This is a genomic window from Acinetobacter sp. 802_lipA (assembly GCF_058242885.1).
The window spans coordinates 925,146-938,674 of sequence record NZ_JBZAYP010000001.1 but is presented as its reverse complement, the minus strand read 5'-3'; the positions used below and the strand labels follow the sequence as shown (position 1 = coordinate 938,674).

Annotated in this window: 19 protein-coding genes; 18 read left to right on the top strand and 1 reads right to left on the bottom strand. The window is 43.2% G+C overall.

What is annotated here, in order from left to right; translation table 11 throughout:
* The first annotated feature begins 9 nt into the window (after nt 1–9).
* The 15 genes from AC4CU3_RS04735 to AC4CU3_RS04665 all read left to right on the top strand — a co-directional run bounded on the left by AC4CU3_RS04735 (nt 10) and on the right by AC4CU3_RS04665 (nt 11,728).
* Nucleotides 10–1,203, top strand: coding sequence for a formylglycine-generating enzyme family protein (locus AC4CU3_RS04735; RefSeq protein WP_490738016.1), 1,194 nt, complete (start codon nt 10–12; stop codon nt 1,201–1,203).
* A 17-nt stretch (nt 1,204–1,220) separates the two neighbouring features.
* Complete coding sequence (locus AC4CU3_RS04730) at nt 1,221–1,661, top strand: hypothetical protein (RefSeq protein WP_490738015.1); 441 nt, start codon at nt 1,221–1,223, stop codon at nt 1,659–1,661.
* A 44-nt stretch (nt 1,662–1,705) separates the two neighbouring features.
* Nucleotides 1,706–3,040 (top strand): DUF2213 domain-containing protein, encoded by a 1,335-nt coding sequence (locus AC4CU3_RS04725; protein WP_490738014.1) that lies wholly within the window; start codon nt 1,706–1,708, stop codon nt 3,038–3,040.
* Nucleotides 3,041–3,043: 3 nt separating this feature from the next.
* Complete coding sequence (locus AC4CU3_RS04720) at nt 3,044–3,520, top strand: structural cement protein Gp24 (RefSeq protein WP_490738013.1); 477 nt, start codon at nt 3,044–3,046, stop codon at nt 3,518–3,520.
* A gap of 63 nt (nt 3,521–3,583) precedes the next feature.
* Nucleotides 3,584–4,594 (top strand): DUF2184 domain-containing protein, encoded by a 1,011-nt coding sequence (locus AC4CU3_RS04715; protein WP_490738012.1) that lies wholly within the window; start codon nt 3,584–3,586, stop codon nt 4,592–4,594.
* A gap of 11 nt (nt 4,595–4,605) precedes the next feature.
* Nucleotides 4,606–5,040 carry an STY1053 family phage-associated protein gene (locus tag AC4CU3_RS04710; protein WP_490738011.1) on the top strand — a complete coding sequence of 145 codons (435 nt, stop codon included), beginning with the start codon at nt 4,606–4,608 and terminating at the stop codon, nt 5,038–5,040.
* Between the two features lie 2 nt (nt 5,041–5,042).
* Entirely contained in the window at nt 5,043–5,429 is a 387-nt protein-coding gene (locus AC4CU3_RS04705; RefSeq protein ID WP_178905263.1) for a DUF4054 domain-containing protein, read from the top strand.
* 23 nt (nt 5,430–5,452) lie between these two features.
* Nucleotides 5,453–5,929, top strand: a complete 477-nt coding sequence (locus AC4CU3_RS04700; protein ID WP_348958724.1) for a hypothetical protein — start codon at nt 5,453–5,455, stop codon at nt 5,927–5,929.
* The gene (locus AC4CU3_RS04695; RefSeq protein ID WP_178905265.1) at nt 5,916–6,284 is read left to right on the top strand and encodes a hypothetical protein; all 369 of its coding nucleotides are present in this window, start codon (nt 5,916–5,918) and stop codon (nt 6,282–6,284) included. The genes AC4CU3_RS04700 and AC4CU3_RS04695 overlap by 14 nt, the downstream gene beginning before the upstream one ends.
* 2 nt (nt 6,285–6,286) lie before the next feature.
* Complete coding sequence (locus AC4CU3_RS04690) at nt 6,287–6,826, top strand: phage neck terminator protein (protein ID WP_178905267.1); 540 nt, start codon at nt 6,287–6,289, stop codon at nt 6,824–6,826.
* 8 nt (nt 6,827–6,834) lie between these two features.
* The gene (locus AC4CU3_RS04685) at nt 6,835–7,950 is read left to right on the top strand and encodes a DUF3383 family protein (RefSeq protein WP_490738010.1); all 1,116 of its coding nucleotides are present in this window, start codon (nt 6,835–6,837) and stop codon (nt 7,948–7,950) included.
* Nucleotides 7,951–7,959: 9 nt separating this feature from the next.
* Nucleotides 7,960–8,403, top strand: coding sequence for a phage structural protein (locus tag AC4CU3_RS04680; RefSeq protein ID WP_131230253.1), 444 nt, complete (start codon nt 7,960–7,962; stop codon nt 8,401–8,403).
* Between the two features lie 11 nt (nt 8,404–8,414).
* Nucleotides 8,415–8,876 carry a phage tail assembly chaperone gene (locus tag AC4CU3_RS04675; protein ID WP_490738458.1) on the top strand — a complete coding sequence of 154 codons (462 nt, stop codon included), beginning with the start codon at nt 8,415–8,417 and terminating at the stop codon, nt 8,874–8,876.
* A gap of 56 nt (nt 8,877–8,932) precedes the next feature.
* Nucleotides 8,933–9,070, top strand: coding sequence for a DUF6889 family protein (locus AC4CU3_RS04670; RefSeq protein ID WP_410169562.1), 138 nt, complete (start codon nt 8,933–8,935; stop codon nt 9,068–9,070).
* A gap of 432 nt (nt 9,071–9,502) precedes the next feature.
* On the top strand, nt 9,503–11,728 hold the full coding sequence (locus tag AC4CU3_RS04665) for a phage tail tape measure protein (RefSeq protein ID WP_490738008.1): 2,226 nt from the start codon (nt 9,503–9,505) through the stop codon (nt 11,726–11,728).
* On the opposite strand, the gene AC4CU3_RS04660 is transcribed toward AC4CU3_RS04665, so the two are convergent.
* Nucleotides 11,725–12,072, bottom strand: coding sequence for a lysozyme inhibitor LprI family protein (locus AC4CU3_RS04660; RefSeq protein ID WP_490738006.1), 348 nt, complete (start codon nt 12,070–12,072; stop codon nt 11,725–11,727). The genes AC4CU3_RS04665 and AC4CU3_RS04660 overlap by 4 nt on opposite strands.
* A gap of 64 nt (nt 12,073–12,136) precedes the next feature.
* On the opposite strand from AC4CU3_RS04660, the gene AC4CU3_RS04655 reads away from it, so the two are divergent.
* From AC4CU3_RS04655 to AC4CU3_RS04645, 3 genes are all read left to right on the top strand, one after another.
* Nucleotides 12,137–12,568: a hypothetical protein gene (locus AC4CU3_RS04655; RefSeq protein ID WP_317455358.1), complete on the top strand. Its 432-nt coding sequence runs from the start codon at nt 12,137–12,139 to the stop codon at nt 12,566–12,568.
* Nucleotides 12,569–12,581: 13 nt separating this feature from the next.
* A complete protein-coding gene (locus AC4CU3_RS04650) occupies nt 12,582–12,860 on the top strand; it encodes a hypothetical protein (RefSeq protein WP_490738005.1) in 279 nt (92 codons plus the stop codon).
* A 62-nt stretch (nt 12,861–12,922) separates the two neighbouring features.
* Nucleotides 12,923–13,528, top strand: a complete 606-nt coding sequence (locus AC4CU3_RS04645; RefSeq protein ID WP_490738004.1) for a phage baseplate protein — start codon at nt 12,923–12,925, stop codon at nt 13,526–13,528.
* The last annotated feature ends 1 nt before the right edge of the window (nt 13,529 follow it).

Here is a 13,529-nt window from a genome sequence, read left to right as displayed (position 1 = left end):
GAGTAAGCTGTGGCGAATCTACCAGAGGTTGGAGCGCTTGTAGGCAGTAATGTTACAGAAGCAGGCTTCAAAGAAAATCTAACGAAGGTTATCGACTACGTCGGCGGCCCAAATGGCAACAATATCGAAGGCGGCAATCTTACAATCCTGATCAAAGACTCATTGCGTCAGTCTGTAGAGGTAGCAAGCGGTGGATTGCAGACGGTTTTATACACGGCTAAAGGCCAGCCCACTTACATGAACATCATTCAAAAGTACAATATGAGTACGATTGATGCTTCATTAAGTGGTACACACCCAGCATTTATTGTAGACGGTGTGGAAAAGCCTGAAATCTTTATCGGCACGTATCAGGGAAGAATTGTTAATGGTGAGTTGCTCAGTCTGCCGAATGTAGAGCCAAGCCATAGCACTAACTACACAAACTTTCTTACAGCAGCACGAGCGTGTGGCAATGGTCATCACTTGATCACAAATGCTGAATGGAGCGCCGTGGTCTTGCAATGCTACAAAGATAATAAACAGCCAATGGGTAATACATACTATGGCCGAAGCTCAGAAAATCCATTGCTGATCGGTCGCAGGGCGGACGGCTTAAATCCGGGTGATACATCTGGGTCAGCACGCACATTAACTGGGTCTGGCCCAGTTGAGTGGCGACACAACGGTAAAGAAAACGGCATTGCTGATTTATCCGGTAATGTATGGGAATGGAATTCTGGAATGCGTATTTTTAACGGTGAAATCCAGGTTATTGCAGACAATAATGCGTCAAAACTAGCGATTGATCTTGGTGCAACTTCTGCTGAATGGAAAGCGATTAATGGTGAAACTGGCAACCTGGTCACACCGGACGGCAGCGGAACCACGGCAGGCACAATCAAGTATGCTGATGGCGGCACAGCAGACTACACAATTAATGGGTCTAATTTTGGTGGTATCCGCAACTTATCAACAACCAAGCCTGTGACTGCGGCAGCTTTAGCTCGACTGAAAGCATTGTGCTTATATCCTCACATTGAAAATACCGCTTCATATAACGGTGATTACTTCGCCAAAACAATGACTGATGAGCGCCTTCCCATCCGTGGCGGCAGTTGGTTCTACGCAGCCAGTGCTGGCGTGTTCGCCTTGTACTTGAATAACGCTCGTTCGAGCACGGGTACGACTGTCGGGGCGCGTCCAGCTTTCGTAAATCTGTAATCTGTAAGGAAAATAAAATGCTAAAACTTGTATCAAATAAAGACGGTGTCGAGATTCATGCACTACAGATTGAAAACGGTGTTGCTGCGATTGATCCTGAATTTGAGGGTATTCAAGAGTTGATGCAAAGCTTAACTGATAAGCAGCAGATTCTTAATGCACTATCACAATTCAACCCTGATTACGTGTGGGCAGTCACCTACGAAAAACCGCCATTAAAACCACTAACACGCCGTCAATTCCGATTAGCACTTGTCATGAATGGCTTTGCTCTTGCTGATATTGAAGCGCTTATTAATCAAATCGAAGATGATATGCAGCGTCAAATTATTCAAATCGAATGGCAGGATGCTACGGTGTTTGAGCGAAATAATAGCAGTCTTTTCGTAATGTCAGCGATGATGGGGTTGTCTGAAGCTCAAATTGATACGCTCTGGGAGCAGGCGTCGAAATTATAAACCACCATTTAGGTGGTTTTTTATTGCCTGAATTTAGGTGAACTATGTTTAAGAAGAAACCGAAAAAGCCAGCGCCGTCTGCTACGAAAGACCGCTCCAATATCTACACAACGGGTCAGATCGGACGGACACGGGAAACCACACCAGAAGGCTACCTGCTATGTCGTGATGTGCCTGTGGCGCGTATCGGCACATTGATGTATGGCGACGGCGAAGTGCCCGTAACAGCGGATAATACTGGGCTAATTTTGATTCAGCGCGGTGAAGAAGACCTATTTGATCCAAAGACCATGGCTAGCTTTGAAGGTAAAGCAGTCACCAATGACCATCCAGAAGAATGGGTCAACCCGAGCAACTGGAAGGAATTGGCGGTAGGTACTGCACACAGCGTCCGACGTGGAGAAGGTGCTGAAGCAGATTTTCTGATAGCTGACTTATTAATCACTGATCAAGATGCGATTGATGCGGTGATGGGTGAGAAAGTAGAAATTTCTCTTGGCTACGATGCTGATTATGTTGAGATCAGCCCGGGCAAAGGGGTACAGCGCAACATTTTTGGAAATCACGTTGCATTAGTCGATAAAGGGCGTTGCGGTTCCCGCTGCTCGATAGGAGATAGTTTTATGTCTGATAAGACAAAAAAGAAAAAGATTAGTTTTGCTGATCGCATTCGTAACCTGGTGAAAACCAAGGATGCTGAAGAAGCCGAAAAACTGGCTAAAGCAGTTGAAGATGAAGAATTGGAAATTGAAACCAAGGATTCAGATGATGATGAAGATCTGGATGGCAAAACGTCCGATGCTGCTGTGAATCGTCAGATCCTTAAAATGCTCAAAACTATGGACTCTCGTCTTGGTGCTTTGGAAAAGAAAAAAACCAAAGATTCAGATGATCCTGAAAAACCAACTGAAGATAATGACAATCCCGATGATGATCCTGAAAAAACCAAGGATGACATCTTAAAGGCAGAACCTGCAGGTAAAGCTAATGAAGGCGTAACCCATACCGGTGATTCACTTAAAGAAGTGATGGTGCGTGCTGAGATCCTGTCACCAGGAATCAAGCTGCCGCCGACAATTGATAGTGCGAACAATGGTAAAGCGGTTGTACTTGCTAAACTTCAGGCATTAAAAGCTGCAATGCAAACCACTGATGGCCAGAAAGCCGTAGCGCCGTTTATTGGTGCAAATGCCAATATTGATACTCTACCAATTCAAACACTGGATGCAGCATTCATTGGGGCATCAGAGTTAATTAAACAGCAAAATAATTTGAAAGGCGTACGCTCAGGTATCACTACACGTGACTTTGGCTGTGCAGCTCCAACAATTGATCAGATCAATCAGCGTAACCGCGATTTTTGGAACAAAGGAAAATAAAACATGGCTGCTTATACATATCGTATGCCTTCTGGCATTCCGGGTGATGTGTCTCGTAAATCACACTCAACTATCGAATCACACAATATGCCGACGCCAGTGGCTGCCTTTGGTGTATTTGCCAAAATGGATGCCACAGGCAACTTGGCTGCACTAGGCTCTTCTGACACAGCTGACACGGTTTATGGTCTGATTGTGCGCTCATATCCAACAACTTCCACCACGAATAATCTAGGGCAAGCAGTACCGTCTAAAGGTATTACAGATGTTCTGGTGCGCGGTTACATGACGGTGAAATGTAATGCTGGTACAGCGAAGAAAGGTGGTGCTGTTTATGTGCGCATTGGTGCTACTGCAACTGGCAAGCCAATTGGCGGCATTGAAGCAGCAGCAGATGGTGCAAATACCATTGCTGTGAAAGCACGCTTCATGCATGACGCCGATGCATCTGGCAACGTAGAAATCGCATACAACATCTAAAAATTTAAAAGGCATGAAGGACGGCGCTATAGGCGTCTTTTTTTATGCCTGGGGAAAATAAACATGAAGAAATTACTTCTCGGTAGTGCAGTTACAGCAGGCATGGCGGCGATTCGCGCCCAAACTCGCGACAACTTCCAAACCTTTGATGCGCGCACAATTGATAGCACGGGTGCTTTCCTGGTTGGTGAGCTTGAACGCTTAGATCCACGACTGAACGAGCCATTAGCAAGTTATACCTGGTCACGTGATATTGACCTGCGCTCTGACGTTTCAATCGCTGATGAAACATCATCTTTCACCAACTCTACTTTTGCTGCTGCAGGTGGTGCTTCACCAAATGGAAAATCGTGGGTAGGCAAGAATGCTGATGCTATCCAAGGTATCGCTCTAGATATCGGTAAGACGGCATTGCCATTGACTCTATGGGCAATGCAGGTCGGGTTCACAATTCCTGAACTGGAATCTGCGAAACAGGTAGGGCGTCCGATCGATGCTCAGAAGTTCGCAGGTCTGCAAATGAAATACCAGATGGATGTAGATGAACAAGTCTATATCGGTGACGGCATGATCGGTGTAGAAGGCCTGTTGAACTCAAGCAAGGTGGGTGCAACCAACGTGATCAAAACTTGGGCAACATCCACACCGCAGGAAATTCTGAGCGATGTAAACCTGATTCTTAATAATGCATGGGTAGCTTCAGGCTTTGCTGTATGTCCTGACAAGTTGTTATTGCCGCCTCAGCAGTTTGGTTTATTAACCACTCGCATTGTGTCAGAAGCAGGCAATATCTCGATCCTTGAATTCCTGAAGATCAACTGTCTGGCAATGTCAGTAAATGGTAAGCCACTAGACATCCAGCCTTCTAAATGGTGTGTTGGCCGTGGTGCTGCAGGTAAAGACCGCATGATGACTTATACACAAGCTGAATCACGTGTTCGTATGCCTCTTGTACCGCTACAACGTACGCCGTTGGAATATCGTGACTTGCGTCAATTGACGACTTATTTCGGTCGTATCGGTGCGGTGGAATGGGTATATCCAGAAACTGCTTACTATGCAGATGGCCTATAAGGAGAAGCTTAATGAGTAAAGTTAAAATTTTCCTATCGAAGCCATTGGTAGTGAATATGGGTAAAGACCAAGATGGCCAGCAAATCAATTTGAACCTGCCTCAAGGTCTACAAGAAGTAGATCAGGAGGTGGCAGAGCACTGGTTTGTGAAGCATCACTCGCAAGAGATCACCCAGGACGTAGTGGTAAATCACGAGCTTCAGGAAGCTTATGACAAGCTAAAAGAAGAATTTGATGCTCTTCAAACGCAATCTGATGCAGCGACCAAGAAAATCGCGGATCTGGAAAAGCAGGCTAAGGCTGATGCAAAAGAAATCGCTGAGCTAAAGCAGAAAATTGCTGATGCAAAAGAAATCGCTGAGCTAAAGCAGAAAATTGCTGATGCCTCCTCTGCTGACAACAGCAAAGATGCAGATCCAAAAGCTGAAGACAAAAAGGCTAAGTAATCATGCTAGATGAATCATCCTTTCGTGAATCAATGCCAATGTTTGCAGATACTGATCTGTACCCGACGGCGCAATTCAACTTCTATTTAAATATGGGAAAAAAGTTACTGCCTGAATCACGCTGGGATGATCTGCTGGATGAAGGCTTAGCTTTCTTCGTAGCGCATTACCTGACGTTGTATTTGCGCAGTATGGACGCCGTAGCGATTGGTGGAGATGCTGGTCAAGTGACTGGTAATGAAACCTCTAAGTCAGTCGACGGCGTTTCCTATTCGGTCGATGTTTCCAGTGTTTCATTGACTGATGCTGGACATTGGAATCAAACCACATTTGGCATTCAGTTTTTGCAGATGGCCCGGATGGTCGGTGCAGGAGGGATTCAACTTTGACAGTAAAAGTAACTGGTGAAGGCATGCTGAGCATACTTGAGGCCGTTGCGGAACTGTCTAGGGTTGAGGTGCTTGTGGGAGTGCCACACGGGGAAGCCCGAACTGATGAAGATGGTATGACCAATGCTCAAATTGGTTATCTATTGGAAACTGGTTCACCTGCAATGAACCTTGAACCGCGTCCGCATTTGATGCCAGGTATTGAAGCTGTACAAGATGTTATCGGGCAGCAACTTACCAAGGCTGTGAATAGTGCGTTGGATGGTAACAAACAGCGCATGTATTTCTTCTTAAACACGGCTGGCATGAAAGCAACAATGAGTGTGAAGAACCTGATTAATGCAGGTGACTTTGCGCCGCTGAAACCAGCCACGCTTAAGGCAAGAAAAGCCAGAGGCAGGAAGTCTGAAAAGCCATTGGTGGATACAGGCCAATACCGTAATTCACACACCTACGTGATTATGAATAAGGGCAAGGAGGTCAACAGTGGCAACTCTTGATGTAAGTCGTGTGCTCCTTGATCCGAAGCTGGCATCACGTGGGATTATTTGCCACCGGACTGAAGTGGTGATGGGAGACAATGGTCGAGGTCAGAAGACTGAAACCACTCATACATTCAGTGGTGTAGTGACGACTAATGATGGCAACAAGATGGATCGCCGTACTGATGGCACCTTGATTAAGGGTGCTATTAATATTCATACCCGGTTTGCATTGTCTTCTGGTGATGCAGACCATCAAGCCGATGAAATTACATGGAAAGGTCGTCGTTATATTGTGTCTCAGGTTTTAGACAATACACATTATGGCCGTGGCTTTGTGAAGGCAATTTGTGAATTGAAACTATCAGGATAAATATGGCGGACTCTACAGTAGACGGTTATATACCGTCGAGTGGAGCTGTCCAGAATGACCAGGAACTTGAGGATATTTTCCAAGGCTTGATTGTTGGAGTCACATCATTACCGGGTGCCATGGTTAGACCGCGTTGGCAGAATGACCCACCACCATTACCAGGCATTGATAAAAACTGGTGTGCATTCGGGGTGAAACATACCCGTAGTGATGATGGTCCGTACTTCCAGCAAAACGAAGATGACATGGACAGTATCCGGCATGAAAGCATTGAAGTTTTTCTCTCATTTTATGGTCCACAAGGGCAGCACTTTGCCAATTTATTTAAAGATGGCTTAGGGATTCCACAAAATATTGCCCAGATCCGGGCATACAAAATCAAATTTACAGGATGCGGTGAAATTCTTACGGCACCTGACTTTCTCAATAATCAATACGTGCACCGCTATGACATGACCGCGACATTCAATCGACAGGTCAAGCGTAGCTTTGCCTCAAAACCTTTTGAAAGTTTTCAAAAAATTAATTTTAAACGCAACTAGGAGTCATCATGACATTACCTGTTTCTAGTGTCGTCAATGTCAGCATTAGTCTTGCTGCATTGGCTGCGGGACCACGTTCATTTGGTTCATTACTTATTCTTGGCACTACAAGTGGTGTCATTGATAAGATCGAGCGCATGCGCGAATACTCTGGTATTGATGGAGTAGCTGAAGACTACGGCGTTGATGATCCAGAATACAAAGCAGCGCTTGCATACTTTGGTCAGTCACCTAAGCCTCGTACACTGTATATCGGTTATTGGGATAAGACAGGGTCGGAATCAGTGCAGGCTGCGGTTGCTGAATGCCTCCAATCTCTCAAGTGGTACGGCCTAACCATTGCAGCCGACCTGACTGATATAGAAGTTGATGCTGTAGCAGCCCTAATTGAAGCATCAGACCCGGTGCGTATGTTTGGTTATACGACTCAGGAAGAAGAAAGCCTTAGCCCTGTTAGCACAACAGATACGGCATATTTGCTTAAGAATAAAAACTACCGTCGCACCTTTGCGATTTTCTCTTCTGATAATCCTTATGCAGCAGCTTCTGTGTTTGGTCGTGCATTTAGTGTCAACTTTATGGGCACCAATACCACAATCACGCTGAAGTTTAAGCAGCTGCCAGGCATTGCAGCTGAAGACCTGAAAATCAGTGAAGCCAATGCATTAAAGGCGAAGAACTGTAATGTTTTTGCAAGCTACAACAATGGCACATCCATTCTGCAGGAAGGGGTGATGTGTGATGGCTCATTCTTTGATGAAGTCCATGGCCTTGACTGGCTTCAGAATCATCTGGAAACAGCGTTATGGAATTTGTACTACACATCAAACACTAAAATTCCCCAAACACCTGCAGGTGTAAATCGCCAATGTGGTGTACTCGAGCGTGCATATGAACAGGCCGTGACAAATGGGCTATTGGGTGAAGGGCAATGGAACGGTGATAGCTTTGGCGCACTAGAAACGGGTGATTATCTGCCAAAAGCATTCTACGTTTATGCCAATAGTCTTGATGATCAAGCTCAATCAGAGCGGGAAGCACGTAAAGCGCCCGTATTTCAGATCGCCACAAAGCTTGCAGGTGCCACTCACTTTGCAGATGTGATCGTTTCAGTTAATCGCTAAGGAGTTTTTATGACAGCTTATTCTTTTATGGATACCCAGTGCTCTTTAACAAGCGATGATGGGGTAATTGATTTGGGTTATGGCGCAGCAATTGCTGAGGAAGGCATTACCTTTGCCATGGCTGGTGATAAAAATACCATGACCATTGGTGCAGATGGTGAGGGTATGCATTCCCTTCATGCGGATAACTCTGGCACCATCACTATCCGTTTTTTAAAGACTTCACCAACCAATGCCAAGTTGATGAATATCTACAATGCTCAAAAATCATCAACACGGAAGTGGGGCAAAAACACTATCACACTCAACCATACAGGTTCTGGTGATAACCACACCGCGTCTAAATGTGCATTTAAAAAAGTTCCTGATTATACAAATGCAAAAGTTGGCTCAACCGTGGAATGGGTATTCGACTCAATAAAAGTTGATATGAAACTTGGCAAATATGAGTAATTGAAATGCAGATAACAATTAGCGGTAAAAACTACACGATCGGGCGCTTAAATGCGCTCGATCAACTTCACGTATCCCGAAAGATTGCTCCAATCATCCCAAGCCTAATTCCAATCATTAGCGAAGTTGCAAAGGGTGGACTCTCCAAAGTGATTGAGTCTATGGAGTCAGGTGATGATGTCGAGTTGGAGAATATCGATCTAAAAGAGCTTGATGGTCTTTCCAGTGCATTGTCACCGCTTATGGATGTCATTGCTGGGATGTCTGAAGGCGATACCAATCTTGTGATCCATAAGTGCTTATCTGTGGTTATTCGTGATGGTGCTGTACTGTGCCGTGGTGAATCAATCATGTTTGATGATTTAGACATAATGCAGATTCTTCCATTGGTTGTTGCCGTCATTCGTAAGAACTTGGGAAATTTTATTCAAGATCTTCTTATGAAGGCATCGAGCATGAAGAAGGTCGAATAAATTTTAAGTGTTTGCCAAATCATGAAGACTGGCTTTTACGGCCAGTCATTAAGGGTATGTGCAAATACGAGTCCCTAATCGATGGAACTCTCGATCTAGCTGATATTGCTTTGATGAATGATGCTCTTGATGTAGTTGCAGACAATGAGTTCTTAATCGAAGAAGCGCGGGAGCGAGAAAGCAAAGGGGTGTGATCTTGTATTAAGTGCTTTTTACAATTTCAAATGAATTAAAGACTACTGCAATAGTGAATAATGAAATCAATGAACCGAATAGCCGAGAATTAATCTCGGCTTTTTTATGTCTGGAGTTTTAGGAAACATTTCCAATAATTTTAATGGATTGGATGCGTTTCAATAAGCCCAGAAAAGCAAAAACCCCGATGTTCGAGCATCGAGGTCTTTTGTGTTCACAACCTTGACCAGAAGGAAGCAAACCGTAAATGAATTTTAACCTAAATATACAGGTTGATAAAGTGATGAATAAATTGTCTGAAAGTAAAACTCTAAGAACTTGGACGTATGTGATCGGTCTAGTTTTTATCTTCGGCATATTAATCTGGCAGGCGGCTCCTATTATTACTGCCGTAGCAAAACTAATTGAAGTTATAAAATAAAGGTATTCCCATGGCACAAGCAGGTGTAATTCGTGACTTCATGGTCGCATTAGGTTTTAAGACTGACAATTCAGGCTTAAAGCAAATGCAAGATGCCATGGGCGGTGTGGAGCTTAAAGCAGCAGCATTAAAAGGTGCTTTACTAGCCTTAGCAACTGGCGCCGTCGTAGCAGTGCGTCAGACGGCAAGTGAACTAGATAAGCTTTACTTCTCATCACAGCGTATTGGTGCCAGTGTCACCAACATCAATGCATATGGCAATGCGATTGCTCAGCTTGGCGGTAGTGCTGAGGGTGCTGTCGGCTCTCTGGAGTCGCTTGCTGAGAAAATGCGTAATTCACCAGGCTATGAAAGTCAGATTAATAGTCTTGGCGTTCAAACCAAAGATGCCAATGGCGCAATGCGCGACCGTGTTGAGGTGATGAAAGATCTAAGTGGTGTTTTATCTAAAATGCCCGCTCACCAAGCGAATGCCTATGCAAGTTCTTTAGGTATTGATCAAAATACTTTACTGGCCATGCGCGATGGTAAGTTTGTATCTAACATGGATAAATACCAGAAGATACAAAAAGAACTCGGAATGAATGATGATCTTGCCAAATCAGGCAACGAATTCATGTCGGAGTATCGTGATCTAACCATGATGACTAAGACAGGTTTTCAGGTCATTGTGATGCAGGCGGGTAAAGCTTTAATTCCCATTTTAAAGTTACTAAACACTTTAATTATGGCGGGTGTATCTGCATTCAGTCAGTTGAATCCGCAGATTAAAGAGGGTTTAGGAATCGCTCTTCGTTTTGGTATGGCAGCCCTTGTACTTGGTGCTTTTATTAAAACATTTGGAATGATTTTTAAGTTTATCCCAATGTTGAAAGGCTTTATTGGTCTGCTTAAGTTGTTCAGACTTGCTTTCCTTGCATCGCCGATCGGTATCATCCTTGCCTTAGCATCTGCTCTGTATTTGCTATATGACGACTACAAGACATGGAAGGAAGGTGGAAAGTCTTTAATTGACTGGTCCAAGTGGACGAACGGTATTGATAAGATCATCGCGAAGATCAAAGATTTTTTAGCCATGTTGGAAAAAGTTAAGGATAAGGTCGTTAATTTTGTTCAAAAGATTATTTCCGATCCAGTGGAAGCCATTAAAGAAGTTGTCGATATCGCCAAAGATGAAGCAAAAAATATTGCCCAAAAAGGTGCAGATGCTCTCAATGATAAAATTGCAAAGACTGAAACTGGAAGAAAGGCTCTAGATGCAGTTGGATCAGGTGTAGCCAAAACCCTTGCATTTTTAGGCAATAAGGAAGCTCAAAAAGCTGTTGAGATTAATGAGGGTAAATCCGCCGTGACTGCTAAAGATATTGCTCTTGGAACAGCTAAAGCGGTACAAAATGCAGTTAAGGGAACGGTAACTAAAACTGGGAAGAAACTTGAACTTTCGGAAGCTGATATTGTGCGAATCATGAAAGTAGCCTCAACAGAAGTAGTTCCTTCTCTTAAAGGTAAGAACTTTGAAAATCAAGCAGCAGGTGTAATTGATACAATTCTGAACCGCACAGCTTCTGGAAAATTTGGTGGGTCAATTAAGGAGGTTGTGAATCAGCGGTGGGCATTTTCTGATATTAATGCCCCACGAAAGGGTGCATACGGAAGTGTTGATAAAGTTCCTATGAAACGTGTATCTAAGAAGATGGAGCAGTTTGTTCGCAAATATCTTGAAGAAAGAGCAAATGGTAAATCTTCAAGTGTTGGTAGCAACATTTCTTACGCTAATCCAAATTTTTTAGGAGAAGCGAGCACAGCGACTAAAAAATGGGTGCGAGAGGTAGAAAAGCAAGCGAAGGCATCTGGTCAAATCTATGGATCTGGAAATGCAATTCATGTGCATGCGACGCCATCAGCTGACACTTGGAAAAAGCCGGGTGCTTTTTACATCACCACACCAAGCAGTAAGGCAAATCAACAAGTGACACCATCACCTGCCAAGAATCCTAATGACTTGGCGAAATTTGCACAAAATGCGGATATTCCCAAAAGTAATCCGCATAAATCTCAAGTGAGTAACTCCTCCAATATGACAGCCTCAAATGTAACTATCCATCAAAGCTTTACCACTGATATGACAATTAATGGTGCGCGAGAGCCAATTGAATCGGCCAATGCAGTAAAACGCCAGCAAGAAAATCAGCTGGCGTTTATGGCGAGGAATGCAATGAGCCCACTGGCAGGTTAGTTAAATATACTCTTAAGGAATGCAATTCGTTGTTTATAGAGAGTCGATTGGCAAGTTAAGTCGTACTCAACTGTTGCGGGACTCCCTTGAGTGTCAGCGACAATAAAATCACCGCACTGCATTTCTTTATATCTTACCCAAAGATCTTGTGATTGTTTTAGCTCAGATTTTGCTTGAGTTTGTTCTTGTGCATTTTGATACACTTTTTCTAGTTGTAGTCGCAGTGATCTTACCTCATTGTTAAGACATTTTTGACTCTCGAGAGAGGTCTTTGCGGTTGAGCAATCAGCCCAAACTCCAACACTGAAAGTTGAAGCCACTGCTAAAAGTAATAGTTTTCTCATCTCAACACCTTGGAATTTTTTAAAAAGCAATAATTTATAGATTTATAAAGAAGAGGTTAGTAATATGCAAACTTATTTAAAATTAAATAATGAGGCTTATGAAAGCTTTATGGATTACGTCAAGCATATATTGCAACAAGCCAATTCCTTTGGTTCAAGGTCATCTATTCTGAGTATCTTAGCTTGGATATTAGGATCATTACTGTGTGCAACTACTTTAGCTAGTATTTTTAATGCTGATAAATTGATATTAATTGGCTTGTTTATTTTAGTCGTTATAATGATTATCGCAATTTTGGTTGCTTTTTTCTTTTGTTTATTTACAAATAAAACTGACATTCTTAGAAGTGAGAAATTCAATATTGAAAAACTTGCTCTCGAAAAACATGTGCCAGAAGATAGCCTAAATGGTGAATTTAAAACAATCAACACTCAAAACACTAAAGCACTCACAGCCAGAGTAGATACGAGTGAGGATGTTAATGATGAAGCGTAGGTATATAGTTTGTTTGCAGAATTTAACTCAGAAACATAATGACGCTTTAAAGGAGTTTTTCAAAAGTAATGGCCTTGGTTGGTGGCATTGGGTTGGAGATACTTGGTTTTTAACAGATCCATCTGGAAAGTTCACTGCTCAGCTAATAAGAGATAAAGTAAAGAAAATAGTTCCTAACGAAAGATTTGTTGTAGTTGAAATTAATGAAAATGGTGATACATGGTCAGGAGTAACTGTAAACGACCCAGATAAAAAAATGTTTTCATGGTTTCGAAAGGTTTGGAAAAAGTAAGTTAGAAATCATTTTTCAGTGCCACCTTCGGGTGGTTTTTTTACACCTAAGGAAAAGTAAACATGGCAATTGGCTCATTAATTAATACCGTCACATCCTCATTGCTAACTGAGTCGGTTGGGTCCTTACTGCTTGCAGGAAAGGGGCGAACAATCATGGGGCTTTTTGCGGATGTGACGATTGAAGAAAAACATAAAGATGAATTAAAAATTACTGAACACCCAACTGAAACAGGTGCAGCTATTTCTGATCATGCCTACATGGAGACACCGGAGCTCACGATGAAGGTGGGTTGGTCTGAGAGTGCTGGCAAACTTAATGGATATGTGGGTAGTACCTCACTTGGCGGTGCAACAAGTCTTGTCGCCGTGTACGAGTCATTACAATTGCTTCAAAAAACTAAACTCCCCTTAATTGTTTCAACAGGCAAGCGCCTCTATACAAACATGCTTATTAAGTCTCTCTCGTGCACCACCGATAAGACGACGGAGCATGTCCTCATGATTGATATTACTTTTAAGAAAGTAATCCGGGTGATGACTTCTGAGACCACGGTACTTGTAGAGAATCAGGCTTCACCTGCAGGGACAGCCTCTGTTCAAAATGGTGGAACAGTTCAAACAAAAGAAGTGAATGAGTCAATCTTAAGCAAAGTATCTGGGGGTTGAT

Bases quoted from the DNA above. Each gene is read 5' to 3' on its own strand.
- AC4CU3_RS04700 (WP_348958724.1), top strand. From the start codon at position 5,453: ATGCTGAGCATACTTGAGGCCGTTGCGGAACTGTCTAGGGTTGAGGTG.
- AC4CU3_RS04730 (WP_490738015.1), top strand. From the start codon at position 1,221: ATGCTAAAACTTGTATCAAATAAAGACGGTGTCGAGATTCATGCACTA.
- AC4CU3_RS04705 (WP_178905263.1), top strand. From the start codon at position 5,043: ATGCTAGATGAATCATCCTTTCGTGAATCAATGCCAATGTTTGCAGAT.
- AC4CU3_RS04670 (WP_410169562.1), top strand. From the start codon at position 8,933: ATGTGCAAATACGAGTCCCTAATCGATGGAACTCTCGATCTAGCTGAT.
- AC4CU3_RS04660 (WP_490738006.1), bottom strand. From the start codon at position 12,072: ATGAGAAAACTATTACTTTTAGCAGTGGCTTCAACTTTCAGTGTTGGA.
- AC4CU3_RS04710 (WP_490738011.1), top strand. From the start codon at position 4,606: ATGAGTAAAGTTAAAATTTTCCTATCGAAGCCATTGGTAGTGAATATG.
- AC4CU3_RS04685 (WP_490738010.1), top strand. From the start codon at position 6,835: ATGACATTACCTGTTTCTAGTGTCGTCAATGTCAGCATTAGTCTTGCT.
- AC4CU3_RS04665 (WP_490738008.1), top strand. From the start codon at position 9,503: ATGGCACAAGCAGGTGTAATTCGTGACTTCATGGTCGCATTAGGTTTT.
- AC4CU3_RS04680 (WP_131230253.1), top strand. From the start codon at position 7,960: ATGACAGCTTATTCTTTTATGGATACCCAGTGCTCTTTAACAAGCGAT.
- AC4CU3_RS04655 (WP_317455358.1), top strand. From the start codon at position 12,137: ATGCAAACTTATTTAAAATTAAATAATGAGGCTTATGAAAGCTTTATG.
- AC4CU3_RS04725 (WP_490738014.1), top strand. From the start codon at position 1,706: ATGTTTAAGAAGAAACCGAAAAAGCCAGCGCCGTCTGCTACGAAAGAC.
- AC4CU3_RS04715 (WP_490738012.1), top strand. From the start codon at position 3,584: ATGAAGAAATTACTTCTCGGTAGTGCAGTTACAGCAGGCATGGCGGCG.
- AC4CU3_RS04645 (WP_490738004.1), top strand. From the start codon at position 12,923: ATGGCAATTGGCTCATTAATTAATACCGTCACATCCTCATTGCTAACT.
- AC4CU3_RS04720 (WP_490738013.1), top strand. From the start codon at position 3,044: ATGGCTGCTTATACATATCGTATGCCTTCTGGCATTCCGGGTGATGTG.
- AC4CU3_RS04690 (WP_178905267.1), top strand. From the start codon at position 6,287: ATGGCGGACTCTACAGTAGACGGTTATATACCGTCGAGTGGAGCTGTC.